This is a genomic window from Trichocoleus sp. FACHB-90 (genome assembly GCF_014695505.1).
In the GTDB taxonomy this organism is placed as follows: domain Bacteria; phylum Cyanobacteriota; class Cyanobacteriia; order Cyanobacteriales; family FACHB-T130; genus Funiculus; species Funiculus sociatus.
The window spans coordinates 101,511-119,939 of record NZ_JACJOK010000054.1; the positions used below are offsets into that span (position 1 = coordinate 101,511).

The 18,429-nt window shown below is 47.5% G+C and carries 16 protein-coding genes; 10 read left to right on the forward strand and 6 right to left on the reverse strand.

The features are described from left to right. Positions 1–81 precede the first annotated feature (81 nt). The 7 genes from H6F74_RS15970 (at position 82) to H6F74_RS16000 (ending at position 8,710) form a co-directional block, all read left to right on the forward strand. The gene (locus H6F74_RS15970; RefSeq protein WP_190442798.1) at positions 82–636 is read left to right on the forward strand and encodes a Dps family protein; all 555 of its coding nucleotides are present in this window, start codon (positions 82–84) and stop codon (positions 634–636) included. A gap of 439 nt (positions 637–1,075) precedes the next feature. Further along, a complete protein-coding gene (carB, locus tag H6F74_RS15975; protein ID WP_190442805.1) occupies positions 1,076–4,321 on the forward strand; it encodes a carbamoyl-phosphate synthase large subunit in 3,246 nt (1,081 codons plus the stop codon). 521 nt (positions 4,322–4,842) lie between these two features. Next, positions 4,843–5,103: a hypothetical protein gene (locus tag H6F74_RS15980; RefSeq protein ID WP_190442807.1), complete on the forward strand. Its 261-nt coding sequence runs from the start codon at positions 4,843–4,845 to the stop codon at positions 5,101–5,103. Beyond that, positions 5,072–5,791 (forward strand): pentapeptide repeat-containing protein, encoded by a 720-nt coding sequence (locus tag H6F74_RS15985; protein WP_190442809.1) that lies wholly within the window; start codon positions 5,072–5,074, stop codon positions 5,789–5,791. The genes H6F74_RS15980 and H6F74_RS15985 overlap by 32 nt, the downstream gene beginning before the upstream one ends. Before the next feature lie 88 nt (positions 5,792–5,879). Continuing rightward, positions 5,880–7,070, forward strand: coding sequence for a pentapeptide repeat-containing protein (locus H6F74_RS15990; protein WP_190442810.1), 1,191 nt, complete (start codon positions 5,880–5,882; stop codon positions 7,068–7,070). Positions 7,071–7,284: 214 nt separating this feature from the next. Then, positions 7,285–8,007: a hypothetical protein gene (locus tag H6F74_RS15995; RefSeq protein ID WP_190442812.1), complete on the forward strand. Its 723-nt coding sequence runs from the start codon at positions 7,285–7,287 to the stop codon at positions 8,005–8,007. Beyond that, a complete protein-coding gene (locus H6F74_RS16000) occupies positions 8,000–8,710 on the forward strand; it encodes a pentapeptide repeat-containing protein (RefSeq protein WP_190442814.1) in 711 nt (236 codons plus the stop codon). The genes H6F74_RS15995 and H6F74_RS16000 overlap by 8 nt, the downstream gene beginning before the upstream one ends. Before the next feature lie 11 nt (positions 8,711–8,721). On the opposite strand, the gene H6F74_RS16005 is transcribed toward H6F74_RS16000, so the two are convergent. The 4 genes from H6F74_RS16005 to rtcA all read right to left on the reverse strand — a co-directional run bounded on the left by H6F74_RS16005 (position 8,722) and on the right by rtcA (position 11,041). Next, positions 8,722–9,090 (reverse strand): aspartyl protease, encoded by a 369-nt coding sequence (locus tag H6F74_RS16005; protein WP_190442816.1) that lies wholly within the window; start codon positions 9,088–9,090, stop codon positions 8,722–8,724. Beyond that, a complete protein-coding gene (locus tag H6F74_RS16010) occupies positions 9,087–9,404 on the reverse strand; it encodes a hypothetical protein (protein ID WP_190442818.1) in 318 nt (105 codons plus the stop codon). The genes H6F74_RS16005 and H6F74_RS16010 overlap by 4 nt, the downstream gene beginning before the upstream one ends. A gap of 117 nt (positions 9,405–9,521) precedes the next feature. Continuing rightward, entirely contained in the window at positions 9,522–9,761 is a 240-nt protein-coding gene (locus tag H6F74_RS16015) for a hypothetical protein (protein ID WP_190442820.1), read from the reverse strand. 236 nt (positions 9,762–9,997) lie between these two features. Continuing rightward, on the reverse strand, positions 9,998–11,041 hold the full coding sequence (rtcA, locus tag H6F74_RS16020; protein WP_190442821.1) for an RNA 3'-terminal phosphate cyclase: 1,044 nt from the start codon (positions 11,039–11,041) through the stop codon (positions 9,998–10,000). A gap of 61 nt (positions 11,042–11,102) precedes the next feature. On the opposite strand from rtcA, the gene H6F74_RS16025 reads away from it, so the two are divergent. From H6F74_RS16025 to H6F74_RS16035, 3 genes are all read left to right on the forward strand, one after another. Next, on the forward strand, positions 11,103–11,987 hold the full coding sequence (locus H6F74_RS16025; protein ID WP_190442823.1) for a Tab2/Atab2 family RNA-binding protein: 885 nt from the start codon (positions 11,103–11,105) through the stop codon (positions 11,985–11,987). Between the two features lie 322 nt (positions 11,988–12,309). Then, positions 12,310–13,626 (forward strand): TldD/PmbA family protein, encoded by a 1,317-nt coding sequence (locus H6F74_RS16030; protein ID WP_190442825.1) that lies wholly within the window; start codon positions 12,310–12,312, stop codon positions 13,624–13,626. 88 nt (positions 13,627–13,714) lie between these two features. Next, complete coding sequence (locus tag H6F74_RS16035; RefSeq protein ID WP_190442826.1) at positions 13,715–16,393, forward strand: chloride channel protein; 2,679 nt, start codon at positions 13,715–13,717, stop codon at positions 16,391–16,393. Between the two features lie 20 nt (positions 16,394–16,413). Here the strand turns inward: H6F74_RS16035 and ftsE are convergent, their stop codons facing one another. Beyond that, a complete protein-coding gene (ftsE, locus tag H6F74_RS16040) occupies positions 16,414–17,073 on the reverse strand; it encodes a cell division ATP-binding protein FtsE (RefSeq protein WP_190442836.1) in 660 nt (219 codons plus the stop codon). A gap of 352 nt (positions 17,074–17,425) precedes the next feature. Beyond that, entirely contained in the window at positions 17,426–18,160 is a 735-nt protein-coding gene (locus tag H6F74_RS16045; protein ID WP_190442838.1) for a WecB/TagA/CpsF family glycosyltransferase, read from the reverse strand. Between the last annotated feature and the right edge of the window lie 269 nt (positions 18,161–18,429).

Genomic DNA, 18,429 nt, shown 5'->3' on the forward strand with positions numbered 1-18,429 from the left:
GTTTTGAGCCAAAACAGGGAGTGCGTGATACACTGACTTTATTGGCAACAACGGTTGCTTAATGAAAAGGAGAACACGATCATGTCGGAAACTCAGAGTGTATTACGCTCCTTTGGTCAGGTTTATGACAATCCGGTGTTGCTGGAGCGCAGCGTAACTGAACCAGTTTGTGAAGGCTTCAATATTGCTCTAGCAAGTTTTCAGGCGCTGTACCTGCAATATCAAAAGCATCATTTTGTAGTGGAAGGTTCAGAATTTTATATGCTGCACGAGTTCTTCAGCGAAAGCTACGAACAGGTGCAGGGACACGTGCATGATATTGGCGAACGTTTGGATGGACTCGGTGGCGTACCAGTTGCTGGCTTTGCCAAGTTAGCAGAACTGTGCTGCTTTACTCCAGAAGACGAAGGTGTTTTTTCCTGCCGTCAGATGGTTAAACACGATTTAGCTGCTGAACAAGCTATGATTGGGTTGATTCGTCGTCAAGCAGCGCAAGCAGAAAGTTTGGGCGATCGCGCTACTCGGTATCTCTACGAACAAATTTTACTCAAAACTGAAGAGCGTGCTTATCATCTGGCTCACTTCCTTGCCCATGACAGCTTAACTCTGGGATTTGTCCAGTCTGGCAATAACTAAGATTTAGCTGTACAACTTGGTCAATTTCAGGTATAATAAGCCAAAATATTCAAACGAAAGACAGCTTTAAGCACCCCAACTGCCTTTCTTTCAATAGAGGAGAACCTATGGCAGAGACGAGATACTTTATCTCTCTCTGTCATTTTCGTTATTGATGCACAGGGAAATACAATCTAAGACTATAAATTTATTGATTGGATTTGTCAACGCTGCTTAACAAAAAAAATCCACTTTTGCCAGAAACAACCTGTGCTATACGCACCAGTTTCTCTCGTTCCTAGGGAGTCGCCTGGGAATGCGAGTAACGAAAGTAAGCTCCCACTCCCTAAGTCATAAGTCATCAAATCTTGGAAAAATAGACCCAATAACCCGCCAGGAATAGGATGAAACCCCGTAGAATGATCAGGACTTGACAACGGTTACGCTAGGACTAACGAATATGCCCCGTCGCAATGATATTCATAAAATTTTGCTACTAGGCTCCGGGCCAATTGTCATAGGACAAGGCTGCGAGTTTGATTATTCAGGGACTCAGGCCTGTAAAGCCCTTCGGGAAGAAGGATATGAAGTGGTGTTGATCAATTCCAACCCAGCTTCGATTATGACCGACCCGGAAACCGCTGACCGCACCTACATTGAACCAATGACACCAGACGTGGTGGAGAAGGTGATAGAAAAAGAGCGACCTGATGCTTTATTGCCAACGATGGGGGGTCAGACTGCTCTAAATTTAGCCGTGGCGCTGGCGAAGAATGGAGTATTGGACAAGTATGGCGTTGAGTTAATCGGAGCCAAATTACCAGCTATTGAGAAAGCCGAAGACCGCTTGCTGTTTAAAGAAGCGATGGCGCGAATTGGGGTGCCAGTTTGTCCGTCGGGAATTGCTAGTACATTAGAAGAAGCGAAAGCGATCGCTCGCGAAATCGGCTCCTACCCCTTAATTATCCGTCCCGCTTTCACCCTCGGCGGCACTGGCGGCGGTATTTCTTACAACCAAGAAGAATTTGAAGAAATGGCACAGGGAGGTATAGATGCTTCTCCCATGTCGCAGATTCTGGTGGAAAAGTCGCTTCTGGGTTGGAAAGAGTACGAACTGGAAGTAATGCGCGATTTGGCAGATAACGTAGTGATTATCTGCTCAATCGAGAACCTTGACCCGATGGGTATTCACACCGGGGACTCAATTACCGTAGCGCCAGCGCAAACCTTGACAGACAAGGAATACCAGCGCCTTCGGGATGCCTCAATTAAAATTATCCGTGAGATTGGGGTAGAGACGGGCGGCTCAAATATTCAATTTGCCATAAATCCACTTACAGGCGAATTGATTGTAATTGAGATGAACCCGCGAGTTTCCCGCAGTTCCGCGCTTGCATCTAAGGCGACGGGATTCCCAATTGCTAAAATGGCGGCGAAGTTGGCGGTGGGTTACAGCTTAGATGAAATTCCCAACGACATCACTAAGAAAACACCAGCCTCGTTTGAGCCGACAATTGACTATGTAGTGACGAAGATTCCCCGATTTGCGTTTGAGAAATTTCCCGGTTCTCAATCGGTGCTGACAACGCAGATGAAATCGGTGGGAGAAGTGATGGCGATGGGACGGACGTTCTGCGAGTCGTTCCAAAAAGCTTTGCGTGGTTTGGAAACAGGACGCGCCGGATGGGGATGCGATAAGAAGGAGAAGTTACCTTCATTGGAGCAAATTCGGGCTGGTTTGCGAACACCGAACCCAGAACGGATTTTTACGGTGCGTCATGCCTTTTTGATGGGGATGACAGCGGAAGAGATTTATGAACTCACCGGAATCGATTTGTGGTTTCTGGATAAGATGCAGGAACTGTTGGAAACCGAGAAGTTCCTGAAGCGGAGTCAGCTCAAAGACCTGAAGAAGGAACAAATGTGGGATATTAAGCGGCAGGGATTTAGCGATCGCCAAATCGCTTATGCTACTAAAACCACAGAGGATGAAGTCCGCGATTATCGGAAATCGCTGGGGATAGTACCTGTTTACAAGACAGTGGATACTTGTGCGGCTGAGTTTGAAGCTTTAACTCCATACTACTACTCAACCTACGAGGAAGAATCGGAGGTGTTGCCTTCTACTAAGCGCAAGGTGATGATTTTAGGCGGCGGCCCGAACCGCATTGGACAGGGGATTGAGTTTGACTACTGTTGTTGTCATGCGGCTTATGCCTTATCCAAAGAAGGGTTTGAGACGATTATGGTCAACTCGAACCCAGAGACAGTTTCCACAGATTATGACACAAGCGATCGCTTGTATTTTGAGCCACTGACTAAAGAAGATGTCCTCAACATCATCGAGGCGGAACAGCCAGAAGGGATTATTGTCCAGTTTGGCGGTCAAACACCGTTAAAATTGGCTTTACCTTTACAGGAATATCTGCAATCCCACCCCGAAATAACAGCTAAAATTTGGGGAACCTCGCCAGATTCGATTGACACTGCCGAAGACCGAGAGCGATTTGAAAAAATCCTGCGGGAACTCGATATCAAGCAGCCAGCAAACGGTCTGGCTCGGAGTTACGAAGATTCTCTAGCTGTCGCCAAGCGTATTGGCTACCCGGTTGTGGTACGTCCTTCTTATGTATTGGGAGGACGGGCGATGGAAATCGTCTACTCCGATGAGGACTTGCAGCGCTACATGATTTATGCCGTTTTAGTAGAGCCGGAGCATCCCATTTTAATCGACAAATTCTTAGAGAATGCGATTGAAGTGGATGTGGATGCGATCGCAGACCACACTGGCAAAGTAGTAATCGGCGGTATCATGGAGCATATTGAACAGGCGGGAATTCACTCCGGAGATTCTGCCTGCTCGTTGCCGTATACTTCCCTCTCCGAACCAGTGCTAGAGACAATTCGCAGCTGGACGGTTGAACTAGCCAAATCCCTGAAAGTCATCGGATTGATGAATATCCAGTTTGCTGTTCAAGGCGAACAAGTTTACATCCTCGAAGCCAACCCCAGAGCCTCGCGTACCGTGCCTTATGTCTCCAAAGCCACCGGAGTTCCCTTAGCTGGCTTAGCATCCCGAATTATGGCAGGTACGACCCTGGAATCTCTCAAATTTACCGAGGAAGTGATGCCCAGTCACATTGCGGTCAAAGAAGCGGTATTGCCTTTTGAGAAATTCGCTGGCACAGATACCATTCTCGGCCCTGAGATGCGCTCCACGGGCGAAGTGATGGGAATTGGTGCCGACTTCGGGACAGCCTTTGCTAAGGCAGAATTGGCAGCAGGACAGCGTTTACCTTTATCTGGGACGGTGTTCGTGTCGATGAACAACCGCGATAAAGCGGCGGTTGTATCTGTGGTGAAAAACCTGATGGAATTAGGTTTCCAGATAATGGCAACCGAAGGCACTAGGAAAGTGTTGCGAGAGAACGGGTTAGATGTTGAATTGGTGCTGAAATTGCATGAGGGCCGTCCTCACGTGCTAGATGCAATTAAAAATAGCAAGATTCAGCTAATTATCACTACGCCTTCTGGAGAAGAGGCGCAGACAGATGGTCGGCTGATTCGCCGGAGCGCTCTAACTTACAAAATCCCGATGATCACAACTATTGCTGGTGCCAAAGCTACGGCGGCGGCGATTCGTTCTTTGCAGTCTCAACCCTTGCAGGTGAAGTCATTGCAAGAATATATCGGCAGCCACAAATAAACCCTACAAAAGCCCGTTTCTAGCCTCCCTTCCCTCGTTTCCTGGGAAGGGAGGCGACCGCCTCTATTTCACCTTGGTGCAATAAATTACTTGCAACAACCAACCAACGACCGACAGTTGACAAAAAACGATTAATTGATATTGCAATTTGAATAGGTGACAGCTTATTTTTTTCTATTCACTTTTAAGCAAATCATCGAGATTACTCCTCTATCCTGAAGTAAGTATTTTTAATTACTCCTTTGATAATAAAATGTTACATATAACATACTTAAAATAAAATCCCTAAGACATGTATTAACTATTATTAAGCTTACAGAAGTATTTTGGGATACAAGGCATAAGCAACGATTACTCAAATGACCTCTATCCCTATGTAGGTAAATTATGTGTGTTTTTTGTAACCAAACTTTCAGCCAAAAGGCGTAAAGATTGGATACCCATTAGCGTAATCCATTACAGTACAATGGTATTTTAAAACTAGATACAGAGACACTAAACAAATTACCCAGAGGTAAGTAATGCAATACCCAAATTGTGCAAACTTAAAACTAGAGCAACTGAAAAATAAAAATACCACTGAGCTGCAAAGCTCTTTAGAAGAAATTTTGACTCAGTTACAAAAAGAAAGTCTGGCGGCAGACTATCCTGATGCAGAGAAACTAGGCTTGAAAAACATTAGTCGTAACAAGAGGGCAGTGATAGAGAGAATTATTGCCCTGAGCGTCTCGGAGTCAAATATAAAACCTTATGCAGATCAGGCCAAGTGGGAATGTGCCTAATGAAAAATCTCTCCAGAGAATCAGAAACCTGATCCTGCGCGTCGTAGAAGCAGAGACGGATAATTTCTCTGAACTAGCGCAAATGGCTGGATTAAATCCTCTGAAAGATTTTGCTGGTGGGAACCTGAGTGGTGTTGACCTGAGTGGTGCCGATTTGAGCGGTGCCATTTTGAGCGGTACTATGTTACTGGCTGCTAACCTCAGTTGTGCTGACCTCAGTGGTGCTAACCTGAGCAGAGCCAACCTGAACAATGCTGACCTCAGCAACGCCAACTTGATCAGTGCCAACTTGATTTGTGCTGACACGATCAATATCAACTTGAGCGGTGCCAACCTGGTTGGTGCTAGCCTCAACACTTGCAACTTGCTTTGCGCTACTCTCAATGATGCCAAACTAATTGGAGTTGACCTGCGCCGCGCCAACTTGATGGATGCGAAATTGTGCTGTGTCAACCTAAGCGATGCTAACCTGAGTCATGCTTCTCTGCGCCGTGCCAACCTGAGTAATGCCATCTTGATTGGTGTGAATATGCAGGGTGTTGACCTGAGCAGCGCTGACCTACGTGGTGCTAACCTCAGCGATACTGACCTAAGCAGTGCGAAAGTCCAGAAGGCTCGATTTGGCGAGAATGAAGGATTGCCAGAGAGCATAAAGCGGGACTTGAGGCGACGCGGAGCAATCTGCTAAAAAATAAAAAAAGGCTATTTATAAAAAGTTAGGAGTTAAGAGTTAATAGCTCTTAATTTAATTACCTCATCTGGTGCAGAGGAGGAGTATGGCTCCTGAAGCCGACCAACTGCTAAAGCAAGGAATTGAGCAATATCAGACCTATCTAGAGACGCGATTAATCGCGTCTCTAGAGGCTGCAATGCAGTCTTGGCAAGAGGCGCTTTCTATGTATCGAGCCAGCCAAAATAGCATTGGAGAGGGAGCAGCTTTAGGAAATCTGGGAGCTGCATACAAAGCTTTAGGAGATTTACCGCAAGCGATCGCATTCTATCAGCAGCACTTGAATCTAGCTCAAAGTATCCAAGACCGACGCGGTGAGGGGAATGCCCTTGGTAACTTGGGAAATGCTTACTACCTGATGGGAGAGGAGCTAAAAGCGATCGCCTACCAGCAACAGCGTTTAACCATTGTCCGCGAAATTCCAGATCGTCAAAGTGAGATGCAAACGCTCTTGAATCTGGGAGCGGTTTACTATTCCTTAGAGGAGTATAGCCAGGCGAAGGAATGCTTTCAAGAGTGTCGAGCGATCGCCCTCCAATTGCCAGACAGTCGAACAGAGGGACTGGCGCTCAAAAATCTACGTTTAGTCTCAGATGCTCTTCTCGACTCACAAGCGGCGAACGACTACCAGCAACAGCACTCCTCTCTTGTCAGGAAACTATGGCAAGCTACGGATCTCGACTTCCTGACTCACGCAAAAATGCTTGGCATCAATCCATCTGAGGATTTTGCCAAAGCTGACCTAAGCGGTATTAACCTCCGCAGCGCCGACCTGAGCAATGCTGACCTCAATGATACCAATCTGAGCGACGCAGACCTAACATTTGCCGACTTGAGCCGTGCCAACCTAGAAAGTGCTAACCTGGCTGGTGCCTGCCTTTGTAATGCCAACCTCCGCGATGCTGACTTGCGCGGTGCTAACCTGAGTCGAGCCGATTTGCGTACCAAAATGCCCCGCGCTAACCTCAGTGGTGCCAATCTGGAGAGTGCAAACTTATACAGCGCTTACTTACCTAATGCCCAGTTGGTGGCAGCAGATTTGAGTGGTGCTACTCTCAGTGATGCTGACTTGAGTGGTGCCAACTTAAGCAGGGCGAATTTGCAAAATGCTGACCTCAAGCGTACCAATTTAAGCGGTGCCAATGTAGAAAATGCTCGCCTAATAGGGGCTTTAGGACTTTCCGAGGCGATGAAGCTTGAGCTGAAGCAGCGTGGGGCAATTTTTGACGATGGCTGAGGACAATTGTATGTTTCAATTGGTAGCCAATACCGTTGATGGATGGCACCTCTGTGTTAGCTTTATTAATACTTAAGTAATTGCCGAATGAGTCATACCAGGTAGGCAAAGCAACTGGTGCATCTTGCTGCTAAAGGAATAGACTAATTTACAACTGAAGTGGCAACTTTGCGGATTCTCTACCCAATGTATTTGCACTTCTTGAGATGCTCTAATGCAAAAGCCTCTCCCCCAGCCGCTTCGGGTGGTTCAGCTAGAAAACAAATCTGGTTGCCTGTACATGGAATTGAACGGGGAGCCAAAATCACCTAGACACATTGACCTCTACTTGACCGTGAGTTTCAAAGAAGATTGGGAGTCGTTCTTGGGCGGTCAAGTCAAGTTTGGTTTAAAAAGTGCAAAACTAAAACTGAAGCTGACAAATGGCGTGATGCCCTATGATTCGCGTAAGTTAACAGGCTCGCGTCAACTTTTGATTCACACGGATAGACAAAATCGGGAAGTTAATAAATCTCAAAATTCCAGAGACTTTGATGCTGCCCTAAGTGAGATTAAAGCGAAAGCGAAAGCAAACGCCACTGGGGAGCAAAAAGCAGATATGATGAATAAATTTGGAGTCACTGCTTATCAAGTTACAACTCAAGGGGAGCCAGAAAACCCGTCTTGGACTTTTACAAAAGAGAGGAGTCAGCCAGTATTGATTGGCGTGAGTTATCGGGAAAAACTGGGAACTTTGTATGTGACGAAAAAGCCTTGCATTGTGACAGGTTTCTTTGAAGTTTCAAAGAAAGATGTCTTGTTGAGGGATATCCAAGGATTGGGTTTAGAAGATATTAATTCTAATAAGAGGGTAGTGTTAAACACAATGATTACCCAGTGGCTAATAGATGCAAAATTAACGCCCTATTTAAGTCAGGCAGTGTTGCTATATGACTAAGACAAAATCTCTTCAGGAAATTGAAGAACTGATTCATCTGGTTGTAGAGGCACAAACTGATGATTTGTTTGAGCTGGCGGAAATTTCCGCTCTAAATCCTGCCGAAGATTTCGCAGGAGCCGACCTGAGCAATATCGATCTCCGTGGGGTCAATCTGAGCTGTTTCAACCTCAGCGATGGCAATTTGAGCTGTTCCGACCTCAGTGGTGCCGACCTGAGCCATGCTATTTTCAGCAGTGCCGATCTCAGTTGCGCCAACCTGAGTGGTGTGGATCTTCGGGGGGTGGATCTCCGGGGTGCCAACCTGAGCCATGCTGACCTGAGCGGTGCAGACTTGAGTAGTGTCGTCGATTTGAGCCATGCCAACCTGAGCCATGCTATCCTGGGCGGTGCCATCCTCAATGGTGCCATCTTGATTGGCGCTAACCTCAAGCGTGCTGAGCTGATTGGTGTTTCTCTGAGTAGTGCGGACTTAACTGGTGCAGACTTGAAGGGTGCCAACCTGAGCCGTGCAGACCTGAGTGGTGCTGACTTGAAGGGTGCCATCTTCAGTGGTGCTATCCTGAACGGTGCAAAAGTTAAGAATGCTGAATTTGGATGGAATGTAGGACTTGGTGAGGAGATGAGGCTGGAGTTGAAGCGGCGAGGAGCAATATTTGAGGATTCTTTAGCGATCGCTCCCACTTTAGTCAGGCGAATTTAATGCGATCGCTCTTATCCTAAATTCAACACTCCTAACGGAAAATCTACCACCATCCGTCGCGTTTTTAGCCACTGCAAACCGATCAACATTTCTGGAAGCTCTTCTCCAGAAACAACTGGAATAGTAAATTCCTCTCCATCTAGCCGCACCTTTCCCGTATAGAAATCAAAAAATTTCTCTCCTTGTGCTGTTTGCATAGCTTGTCTAGGTTCGAGCAAAGACCAGCCTAAAGCATCTATGTCTTGAGTATTAATCGCTAACCAGCCGCTAGTAAAACCTGTATCTAGTAGCGCTTCGACCTGAATAGGCTCTCCATCAGCAGCAATTAATTCAATTTCAAAAAATAGCTCACCGATGTCGCCGAATCTGCCTGAAATCATATTCTGCCGCAGGCTCCTGTCTCATTGAGACGGAAAGCGCCAAGCTTTGTATGGGGGTGCTTTTGACGAGCTTTTTCTGATGCCACCTCTTCGTCAGCATCAATGATATAGTCTCCACTATCTGGCTCAATGACGATAAACCAGTTGTAGTGGTCGGCTATTAACTCAGGACGGACTCGCTCAAAAATTGCGCGACAACGCTGATAAAAGGCATCTAGTTCGGCTTTGCGTCTTGCTAGTTCTTCTGGAGGAATAGTGTATTCGGGGAATATTCTGCCACGGCGGGGAGTGCGATTAGAGGAAAGCTGGGTCATATTTTTGTCGTACCTATGCAACGACTAATTTATCCTTTTATTATGAATTATTCGTGGGTTGATTTTGACATAACTGGGAGAAAGGACGGTGGTAGTCTGCTATCGTTTTGTCTGCCACTAATATTTATTTTCTCGACTAATCCGCCAGCTTCTCTCTAAAGTTTCAATCTGTTCCAGCAGAAGAGTAGCACGATGTTTAGGACGAAACTTTTTATATAAAACAGCTCCTAAAACAATGCTCAAAGGAATAACAATTAGGAGAACACCAGCAACAGTATTCCCCGAAACATCAGCCTGAGTCAGCGCGTTTTGATCGGCAGGTTTTACAGAAGAAGTTACTGAATAAGACGTTGGCATATTTTTATTCCTCTCGATAGTGGACTTATATCTTCTTCAAAGATGTTCGTTCAAATTCACCATCAAAATAGGTGATCTCCAGCTTTTAGAGGCGCGATTCTCATCAGAGAAAAATGTGATTTACGTCAAAAGGCAAATTATAGGGACAAAATTGTGGTACTGGGCGCTAAATATAGTTTCTGATTGCCAGATGGGGAAAGAGAAAGCGATCGCCCTCTTAGAACATCGCTGCCCCTTTAAGTGTTGGGTGTTACAGTCACCACCCGCTCAACTTCATCTATAGTTATCGATGCAATGCCAAACTGATGAATCACCCAAGCATTGGTAGTTAAATGGGTGCTAATCTCAGCTACTCGGTATTGACTCGTCTCGGAACCCAACGCCGCAGGTAATAGCAACTGATCCGCCAAATGCTCCTCAACAGGTGCATTAGTTTTATGAAAATTCAGCAACTCCTGACAAGCTATTTCGGCTACTTTATCAGCTGGCAACCCCAAACGCCCCAAGGCACCAAAACCAGCCAAACTGTCTTCATACTCAGCTGTGAGAAAAATACCCGCCCCTGGTGCAACACCCCTTTCTCGCAATGGACGCACCGTGGCTTTCAGATGTGCCTCGTGTAACAAATTCTCTGCACGGCTTGCCATCCGTTGCGGAATGTGGGATGGGAGTTGTGTCACCACAGCTAAACCCCGCACTTCCTGCAATTTTCCTCGTTCGAGTAAATTAATGCTGCTGAGGGTGCTACCGCCGCCCAGGCGCAGTTCCACTTCTCCGCCGCCTTGCGGATACCATCCCCAACGGTGTAGCCTTACTTCAGCTTGCACCCCCATTCGTTTCAAGATGGGCAGGTAAACTTGCTCAATGTAGGAGAGTGAGGGGCTATAAGCTACGTGGGTGCCGCCGCGCAGTATTATTTGAGAATCGCCGCGAGCGAGAGCTAAGGGCAGCAAGATAGTCTGCAAAACCAAAGTGACAGCACCCGCCGATCGGCCTTCCCGTGCGTCGCTGACATCAAAGGTGTATTTTCCAGCTTGAACAGAGTAACTGGGGGTAAACTCTAAATTCGTTGAACCCAACTCATCCCCCTGTACTTGGGCGTTGCAAATTGCCGCAGCCGCCCGTACCCCTGTCAGGTGTTGGGCAGCTAGTCCGGGCTTTTTGCGTCCCGCCCGAATGCGTTCGATGCGTATCGGTTGACCTGTGATAGTGGCAAGGCTGAGGGAAGTGCGTAACACTTGTCCGCCGCCTTCGCCGTAAGAGCCGTCTATGTAAATCATGAAGGGCAAGGGATGCTTCCCCCGTATCATAAAAGATAGGATAAGTTTTGAGCGCCTTGGTATGGGAACAGTTTGGGAATTAGATTTTTACTCTCGCCCGATTTTGGACGAGAATCAGAAAAAAATTTGGGAATTATTGGTGTGCGAGAGTCCTTTGGATACCCGCACAAAACCTGAGTCTTTGTTTCGTTATGCTCAGTTCTGCCCTAATAACCAGGTGAATTCGATATGGTTGCGGACGACGTTGGAGGAGGCGATCGCATCCTCCAAAACCGGCCCTCCCCAAAAAATCCGCTTTTTCCGCCGTCCGATGACCAAGATGATCGTCAAAGCGTGCGATGAATTGGGCATCTCAGCTCAACTTTCTCGCCGGACTTTTTCGCTGTATCTCTGGCTACAAGAACGGATGCAGGAAGTTTATCCCAAAGAACCGGGCTATCAACTTGTTGCGCCTAATCCGTCTGTGCAATACCAACCCCAGCAACCCCAGCCTCTACCAGATGCCTTGAGAGGTCAGCAGTGGGCGTTTGTAACGTTGCCTGCGGCGGAATTTGAGGAAATGCACGAGTGGGATATTGGCTTTGGGGAAGCTTTCCCATTGATAGGTGCCACAGATACCGCACCTCTTGCGCCTCAAACGCCGATTCCTGGCGTGGTGATTTTTTCCCCTAGGGCGACACCAATGGCTGGCTGGATGTCTGGGATTGAACCAGCTTTTATCAAGTTCAGCAGTGGTGCGTCGCCTAGGTTGTTATTGGAGACGGGGGAGAGTAATAGCTGGGTTCTGGCTAATCTCAAAGACCCAAAAATTCTGGAGGAAGCCAAAAACTTTGAGCAGGCTAAGCAAAAAGCGGGGATGGTGCATTTTTTAGCTTTACAGTCCAACCCCCAGACAGAATCGTTTGCGGGGTTTTGGCTACTGCAAGAGTTGCCTGTAATTAAGTAAAAAGACTCTGATGGCAAAGTAAAAAGGGAAAAAGAAAAAGACTCTCATAAAAAGTTAAAATGCCACCAGATGAAGATTGCTTACTACTTTAGACTCTCTTAAAAAAGTTAAAGGAAAAAAGCAAAAAAAAGCACCAGAAGAAGTTAAAATGCCCACCTAGAAGATTATTTACTACTAGGGAATATTTTCTCTTTTTTTTGCATTTTTACTGTCTTGCCCCAAGATTCGGGGAAGTATAGCTAGACCCTATCGTTGGGGCGCTTTTTCCTTTTGCCTTTTAAGAGCGTCTTGGCGGTTGCCTATTCCATAGTTATCAATAGATATGGGTTTTAACGATTTGCCACAAGAGACGCTAGCAGAGCAGCTATTGGATCTAGCCTTGCACTCAGGAGCAGAAGCAGCGGAGGTTTATCAGTCGCGATCGCTATCTCGACCGGTATTTTTTGAAGCCAACCGACTCAAACAGTTAGAAATAGCTCAAGCAGAAGGCACAGCCCTGCGGCTGTGGCAAAATGGGCGTCCGGGGCTAGCCGTCGCCTATGGATCGGTGGAAGCGCAAGCCTTGGTGGATCGGGCGATCGCGATCGCTAAGCTCAACCCACCAGAAACCGTGGAACTAACTGATGGTACTAAAGGCAACTATCCAGACTTGGGAGAGGTAGTACAAGTTGAGGATCTGGTGTCTATGGGCAAAGAAGCGATCGCCATCGTCCGAGACGCTTACCCAGAAGTCCTCTGTTCTAGCACCTGGGAATGCGAATCAGAAACTACGCGATTTATCAACTCTAAAGGGCTAGATTGCCGTTATACCGATACCACCCTCAGCTGCTATCTAGGAGCAGAATGGGTGCGGGGGGATGATATTCTTAGTGTCAGCGATGGGCAAACCCAGCGAGGCAAACTCGATCCAGTCGCCCTGGCTCTCCAAATTGTGCAGCGCTTGAGTTGGTCTAAAGAAAACGTTTCTCCCCCCATCGGTCGCGTACCAGTGCTATTCACCGCCAAAGCAGCGGAAATGCTTTGGGGGACAGTTGCAGCAGCACTCAATGGCAAACGGGTAATCGAAGGTGCTTCTCCCTGGAGCGATCGCCTTACCGAACAGGTAACATCAGAAGCCATCACCATTTCCCAAAACCCGCAATCGGGGCCATTCAGCTGTCCTTTTGATGATGAAGGCACCAGCACGCGGGAACTCATCTTTATCAAAGACGGCATTTTGCAACTATTTTACACCGACCGCACCACAGGGCGGCAGCTGGGCAGCGGCACCACAGGTAACGGGTTTCGCCCCGGTTTAGGCAGCTATCCCACACCAGAATTATTTAATTTGCTGGTTGGGCAAGGGAAGGGGACGCTGTTGGACTTGATGCAAAAATTGGATGATGGACTGGTGGTAGACCAGATGCTGGGCGGCGGTGCTGGTATTTCTGGCGACTTCTCGGTTAACGTTGAGCTAGGCTACCGCGTACAGAACGGTCAGGTAGTCGGGCGAGTGAAAGATACGATGGTTGCGGGTAACGTCTACACAGCGCTGAAACAGTTAGTAGCACTGGGAGGCGATGCCGATTGGAACGATTCGCTTTATACACCTTCTCTAATTGTAGAAGGGCTATCTGTCACCGGAAAAGTTATTAGTTAGTTGCAAGATGGCTAGTAGCTAATTGCTAATTGATCCACCATTAGCAATTAGCAATTAGCCATTAGCTATTGATTGTTTTGAGTGCATTATGAATTATTTGAGAGAGTTAAGTTCTCGGTTAAAGTCTTTCAAATCAAAACTCAAAACTCAGAAGCGATATATCGCCTCTTTACAATTCAAAACTTTCTTACGTCCCAGACGGCGGGTAGCGATCGCTGAAGCTTGTCTGATTGGTTTAGTATCGGGACTCTCAGGAGTTCTATTAAAAGTATCAGTTGGGGCTTTAGGCTCATGGCGAGTTCATGCGTCCCACTTTTTACCAGCGTGGATCGTCCTCCCTGCCATTGGTGTATCCTTTGGATTCCTCTCCGGTTGGTTGGTGGAACGTCAGTCCCCGGAAGCTGCTGGTAGCGGTATTCCTTATGTCAAAGCTGCTCTTGCTCAGTTTCCCATAGCGCTGAATTTACGGGTTGCCATAGTTAAATTATTGAGCAGCATCCTGTCCTTGGGTTCCGGGCTTACCTTGGGGCGACAAGGCCCAACCGTTCATGTGGGTGCAGCCCTCGCCGCCCAACTGAGTCACTGGGTTCCGACCTCCCCCGACCATCGCCGCCAGATGATTGCTGCGGGTGCTGGTGCCGGGTTAGCCGCTGGCTTCAATGCGCCGATCGCTGGAGTCCTATTTATTGTAGAAGAACTGCTTCAGGATTTATCTGACCTGACTCTAGGGACAGCAATTTTAGCATCCTTCATCGGTGCGGTTGTCTCGCGGCTATTAGGGGGCCGCAGCCTGGAACTCAACTTGACGATAACAGCATCTCAGTCTAGCTTCTCTGTGCAAGAGATTCCTTTTTACCTGTTGTTGGGAGCTTTGGCTGGGTTGTTGGGGGCATGGTTTTGTAAGGGAATTTTTGCCAGTCTCGGCTTCTATCGCACCCTGAAACTGCCTTTAAGTCAACGAGTCGCTTTGGCTGGTTTGATTTCTGGGATAGCGATCGCTTTGCTACCGGAAAGCTTTCGGGACAACACAGGTTTGCGAGAATTTTTAGTCACGGGTGAGGCGGCTTGGCAATTTACGACCATAGCTTTTGTCGCGCAGTATATCTTAACACTTGTCGCCTGTGGCTCTGGCGCTCCCGGTGGTTTATTTTCCCCCTCCCTAATTTTGGGATCTGGGCTGGGCTATCTAGTGGGACTTCTGCAACAGGCAACTCTGGGAGTAGGTTCGCCTGCTACCTACTCTCTCGCTGGCATGGGGGCATTTTTCTGCGCCGTTGCCAAAGCTCCGATCACCTCCATTGTCATTGTCTTTGAAATGACGATGGACTTTAACCTTGTCTTACCTTTGATGATTGGTTCGGTAGTTTCCTATCTGGTATCGGAAAAGATCACCAGAGGATCGCTTTACAGTCGCCTCTTAGAGTGGAATGGCATTCATTTAGAGAAAAAGCCGACTACCGATGGGCTATTGGCAAATCTCAAGGCAGCAGATGTAATGCAGCGCCGGGTGGAAACCTTGCCTAGCAATATCAGCCTTGATGAAGCGATGCAAGCTTTTTCCCGTTCCCATCATCGCGGTTTCCCCGTTGTAGACAAGGGATTGCTGGTTGGTATTGTCACCCAAACAGATTTAGCAATTTACAAGGAGCGCAGTCTGCCGGGAAATCTCCCCCTATCGCGGATTATGACACCGCAACCTGTGACTGTCGCTGCTACTGCTTCGCTTGGCGATGTTTTATATTTACTTAATCGGTATCAAATCAGCCGATTGCCAGTGACGGAAGGACGCAAGCTGATTGGGATTATTACCCGCGCCGATATTATTAAGGCGGAAGCAGACAAGCTGAACGGTCAAACTGGCAGTATTGGCCCCCGGTCGGAACCTTCCTATGTAGTTTATCAAACTCGCGCTCCTGCCACAGGAAGCGGACGAATGCTAGTTCCCTTAGCCAACCCGCAAACAGCACCAGCGCTGTTGCAGATGGCAGCGGCAATTGCCCGCGATCGTAACTATGAATTAGAGTGTCTTCAGGTGATTTCAGTTGGACGCAGCAGCGCCCCCGCGCAATCACCTGTGAAGACGGGTGCTAGTCGCCGCTTGCTACGTCAGGCGGAAAAACTAGGCAAGGAATTGAATATTCCGATTCACACCCAGATTCGGGTATCCCACGATATCTCTCAGGCGATCCTGGAAACGATTAACGAGCGACACATCAATTTGTTATTAATGGGCTGGAAAGGCACCAGCATCACCCAAGGTCGCATTTTTGGCGATGTTGTGGACACGATTATCCGACAGGCTCCTTGTGAGCTGGTGTTGGTGAAAATAGGTCAAGGATTTACTTCTAATTCATCCTTCTGTCTGCTACCTTCGGCTTTCCGCAAGTGGTTGGTTCCTATCGCTGGTGGCCCTAACGCCCAGCAAGCTTTGCAAATTTTACCTTCTTTGCTTTCCCTGTCGCATACACCAGCCATCCAATTAGCCCAAATTTTCCATCCTTCCACACTTTTGCCTGACACCGCTGTGCTGGAAAAATCTGCTCTTTTCCTCAGTAGCCAGTTGAGTGCAAGTGTGATGGCAATTCCGGTTCGCGCTACTTCTGTTTCCGATGCGGTCATCAATTTGGCGCACGCCGATGATTGTGATGTGGTGGTATTAGGTGCCAGTCGTGAGGGAATGTTGCAGCAAGCGATTAAAGGAAATATACCGGGAGCGATCGCGCGTGGCGTGAAAAGCACTGTAATTTTAGTTCGCAGCGCCCAATAAAAGTTAAAAAAGCAAAGTTGTTAATTTTTAATTTTTAATCTTCCATCTCGCAATTGCACCACAGTTTTATTCGCCATCCGTAGCAAGCGTTCGTCGTGCGTTGTCACAATCACTGTTGCACCGAAAGCATTGAGTTTCTGAAGAATTTTCAGTACCGATGCCGAATTATCTGGATCTAAGTTCCCAGTCGGTTCATCTGCCAATAACAGTGGCGGCGTTCCCACAATCGCACGCGCAAGACTGACTCGCTGTTGCTCTCCCCCAGACAGTTCCTCTGGAAAACAGCTGGCTTTATGCTGCAAGCCTACTAGCTTCAGGGTGGGAACTAAACGACGCTCAATTTCCTTGTGAGTGAAGCCTTGCGCCCACAGGACAAAGGAAATATTTTCCGTCACCGTGCGCCGGGGGATGAGTTTGTAGTCTTGAAAGACAACGCCAATCCGCCGCCGCAACAAAGACAACTTGTGTCCGCGCAGTTGTCCGACGTTACAGTTATCGACAATTACTTCGCCGTCAGTGGGACGTTCTTCCCCGTACAGCAACTTCAAAAGTGTTGACTTACCAGAACCAGAAGGCCCTGTGACGAATATGAAATCCCCCCGCTTGACTTCTAGGTTGACATCTAATAGCCCACAACTGCCATTAGGATAGATTTTTTTCACGGAACGCAATTTTACCATCCCCCGCAATTCATCTCCCGCATCAGCATCCAGTGCCTGACGTTGATGATTTTTGCCAATACCGGGATGACCAGAAGTTGTGGTCATAAAAAAGTTATTAAGTGTATAGTTTTTTCGTCTTTAGTTATATAGCCATCCTATTTGAGTTGTGAAATGTTAGCGCTTCAGATCCCCGACTTCTTAAATAAGTCGGGGATCTCGCCTTCACGAATCATTTAGGACTGCTATAGCAGTTGTAAATCGTAGGACAGGGCAAGCCGCAGGCATTCCGCTTGCGCTACAAAGGAAGAATTATTTCACGACTTTGCCCAGGATTGCTATAGTCCTACTTGGTGCCAATGACTAATGACCATCAAAACTGATAATTTTTTACCACAGCTTTTAAGGCAAATTGCGGTAAAGCCATCATTCGCCGCCAGCGCCAGGGTTCTTGATACAGCCGATAAAGCCATTCCAGGTGATTATCTCGCAACCAGGCGGGCGCTCTCGATTTTATCCCCGCCCAGATGTCCAGACTACCGCCAACACCGATCCAAATTGCTTGCGGACATAGGTGGCGATGTTGGGCTATCCATAATTCCTGACGGGGAACGCCTAAACCTACGAAAATTACGTGGGGTTGTAAGTCTTTGAGGGTTTGGATAAATTCTAGTTCAGCTTCAGGCGACAGGTAGCCGTGCTGAGTACCTGCGATCGCTACCCCTGGTAGTTTAGCTCTCCAAGCCTCCGCCGCCGTCTGAGCAACTCCCGGTGCGCCTCCAAAGAAAAAAACCGGACACTGTTCCAATTGTCCAGCTTGCCGCAATAGTGACTCTGCCAGTTCAATTCCGGGACAGCGGCGTAAGCGTCTACCTTTTAGTCGCAAGTATAGTACGACACCAGCTCCATCCGGAATCACCAGCTCTGCGGAGCGAATAATTTCGCTCAGAGTGGGGTTGCCTTCTGCCTGCATTGCCATTTCTGCATTTAGCGTCACCACATGACTGCCCATCCTCCGCTCTAGACGCGAGATTAACCAGCTGGAATAGTCATCCAACAGGTGAACGGGAACTCCCAACACAGGAAAATGTTCGGGTTTCTCAGACATCATCGAATTTTCGTACTGTCTCACACCACCCATAGGGTTTGTCGTCTTTAAACCATGAACGCCAGCTTATTCGCTGTATTGTAGAGTATTCCTCCGCTGGGGTACAGAACCGGACAAAATATTTTTTAAAAGGAAAAGTGAGGAGTTAAGAATTCTGGCTCTACCGAACATGGTATGTAAAATAAACTGAAATTAGCTGGCAAAATGCCAAGTCAGAAAACTTCTTAATTTGAAATTGTTGAAGTTTCTAAACCCATAACCTCTTCGTT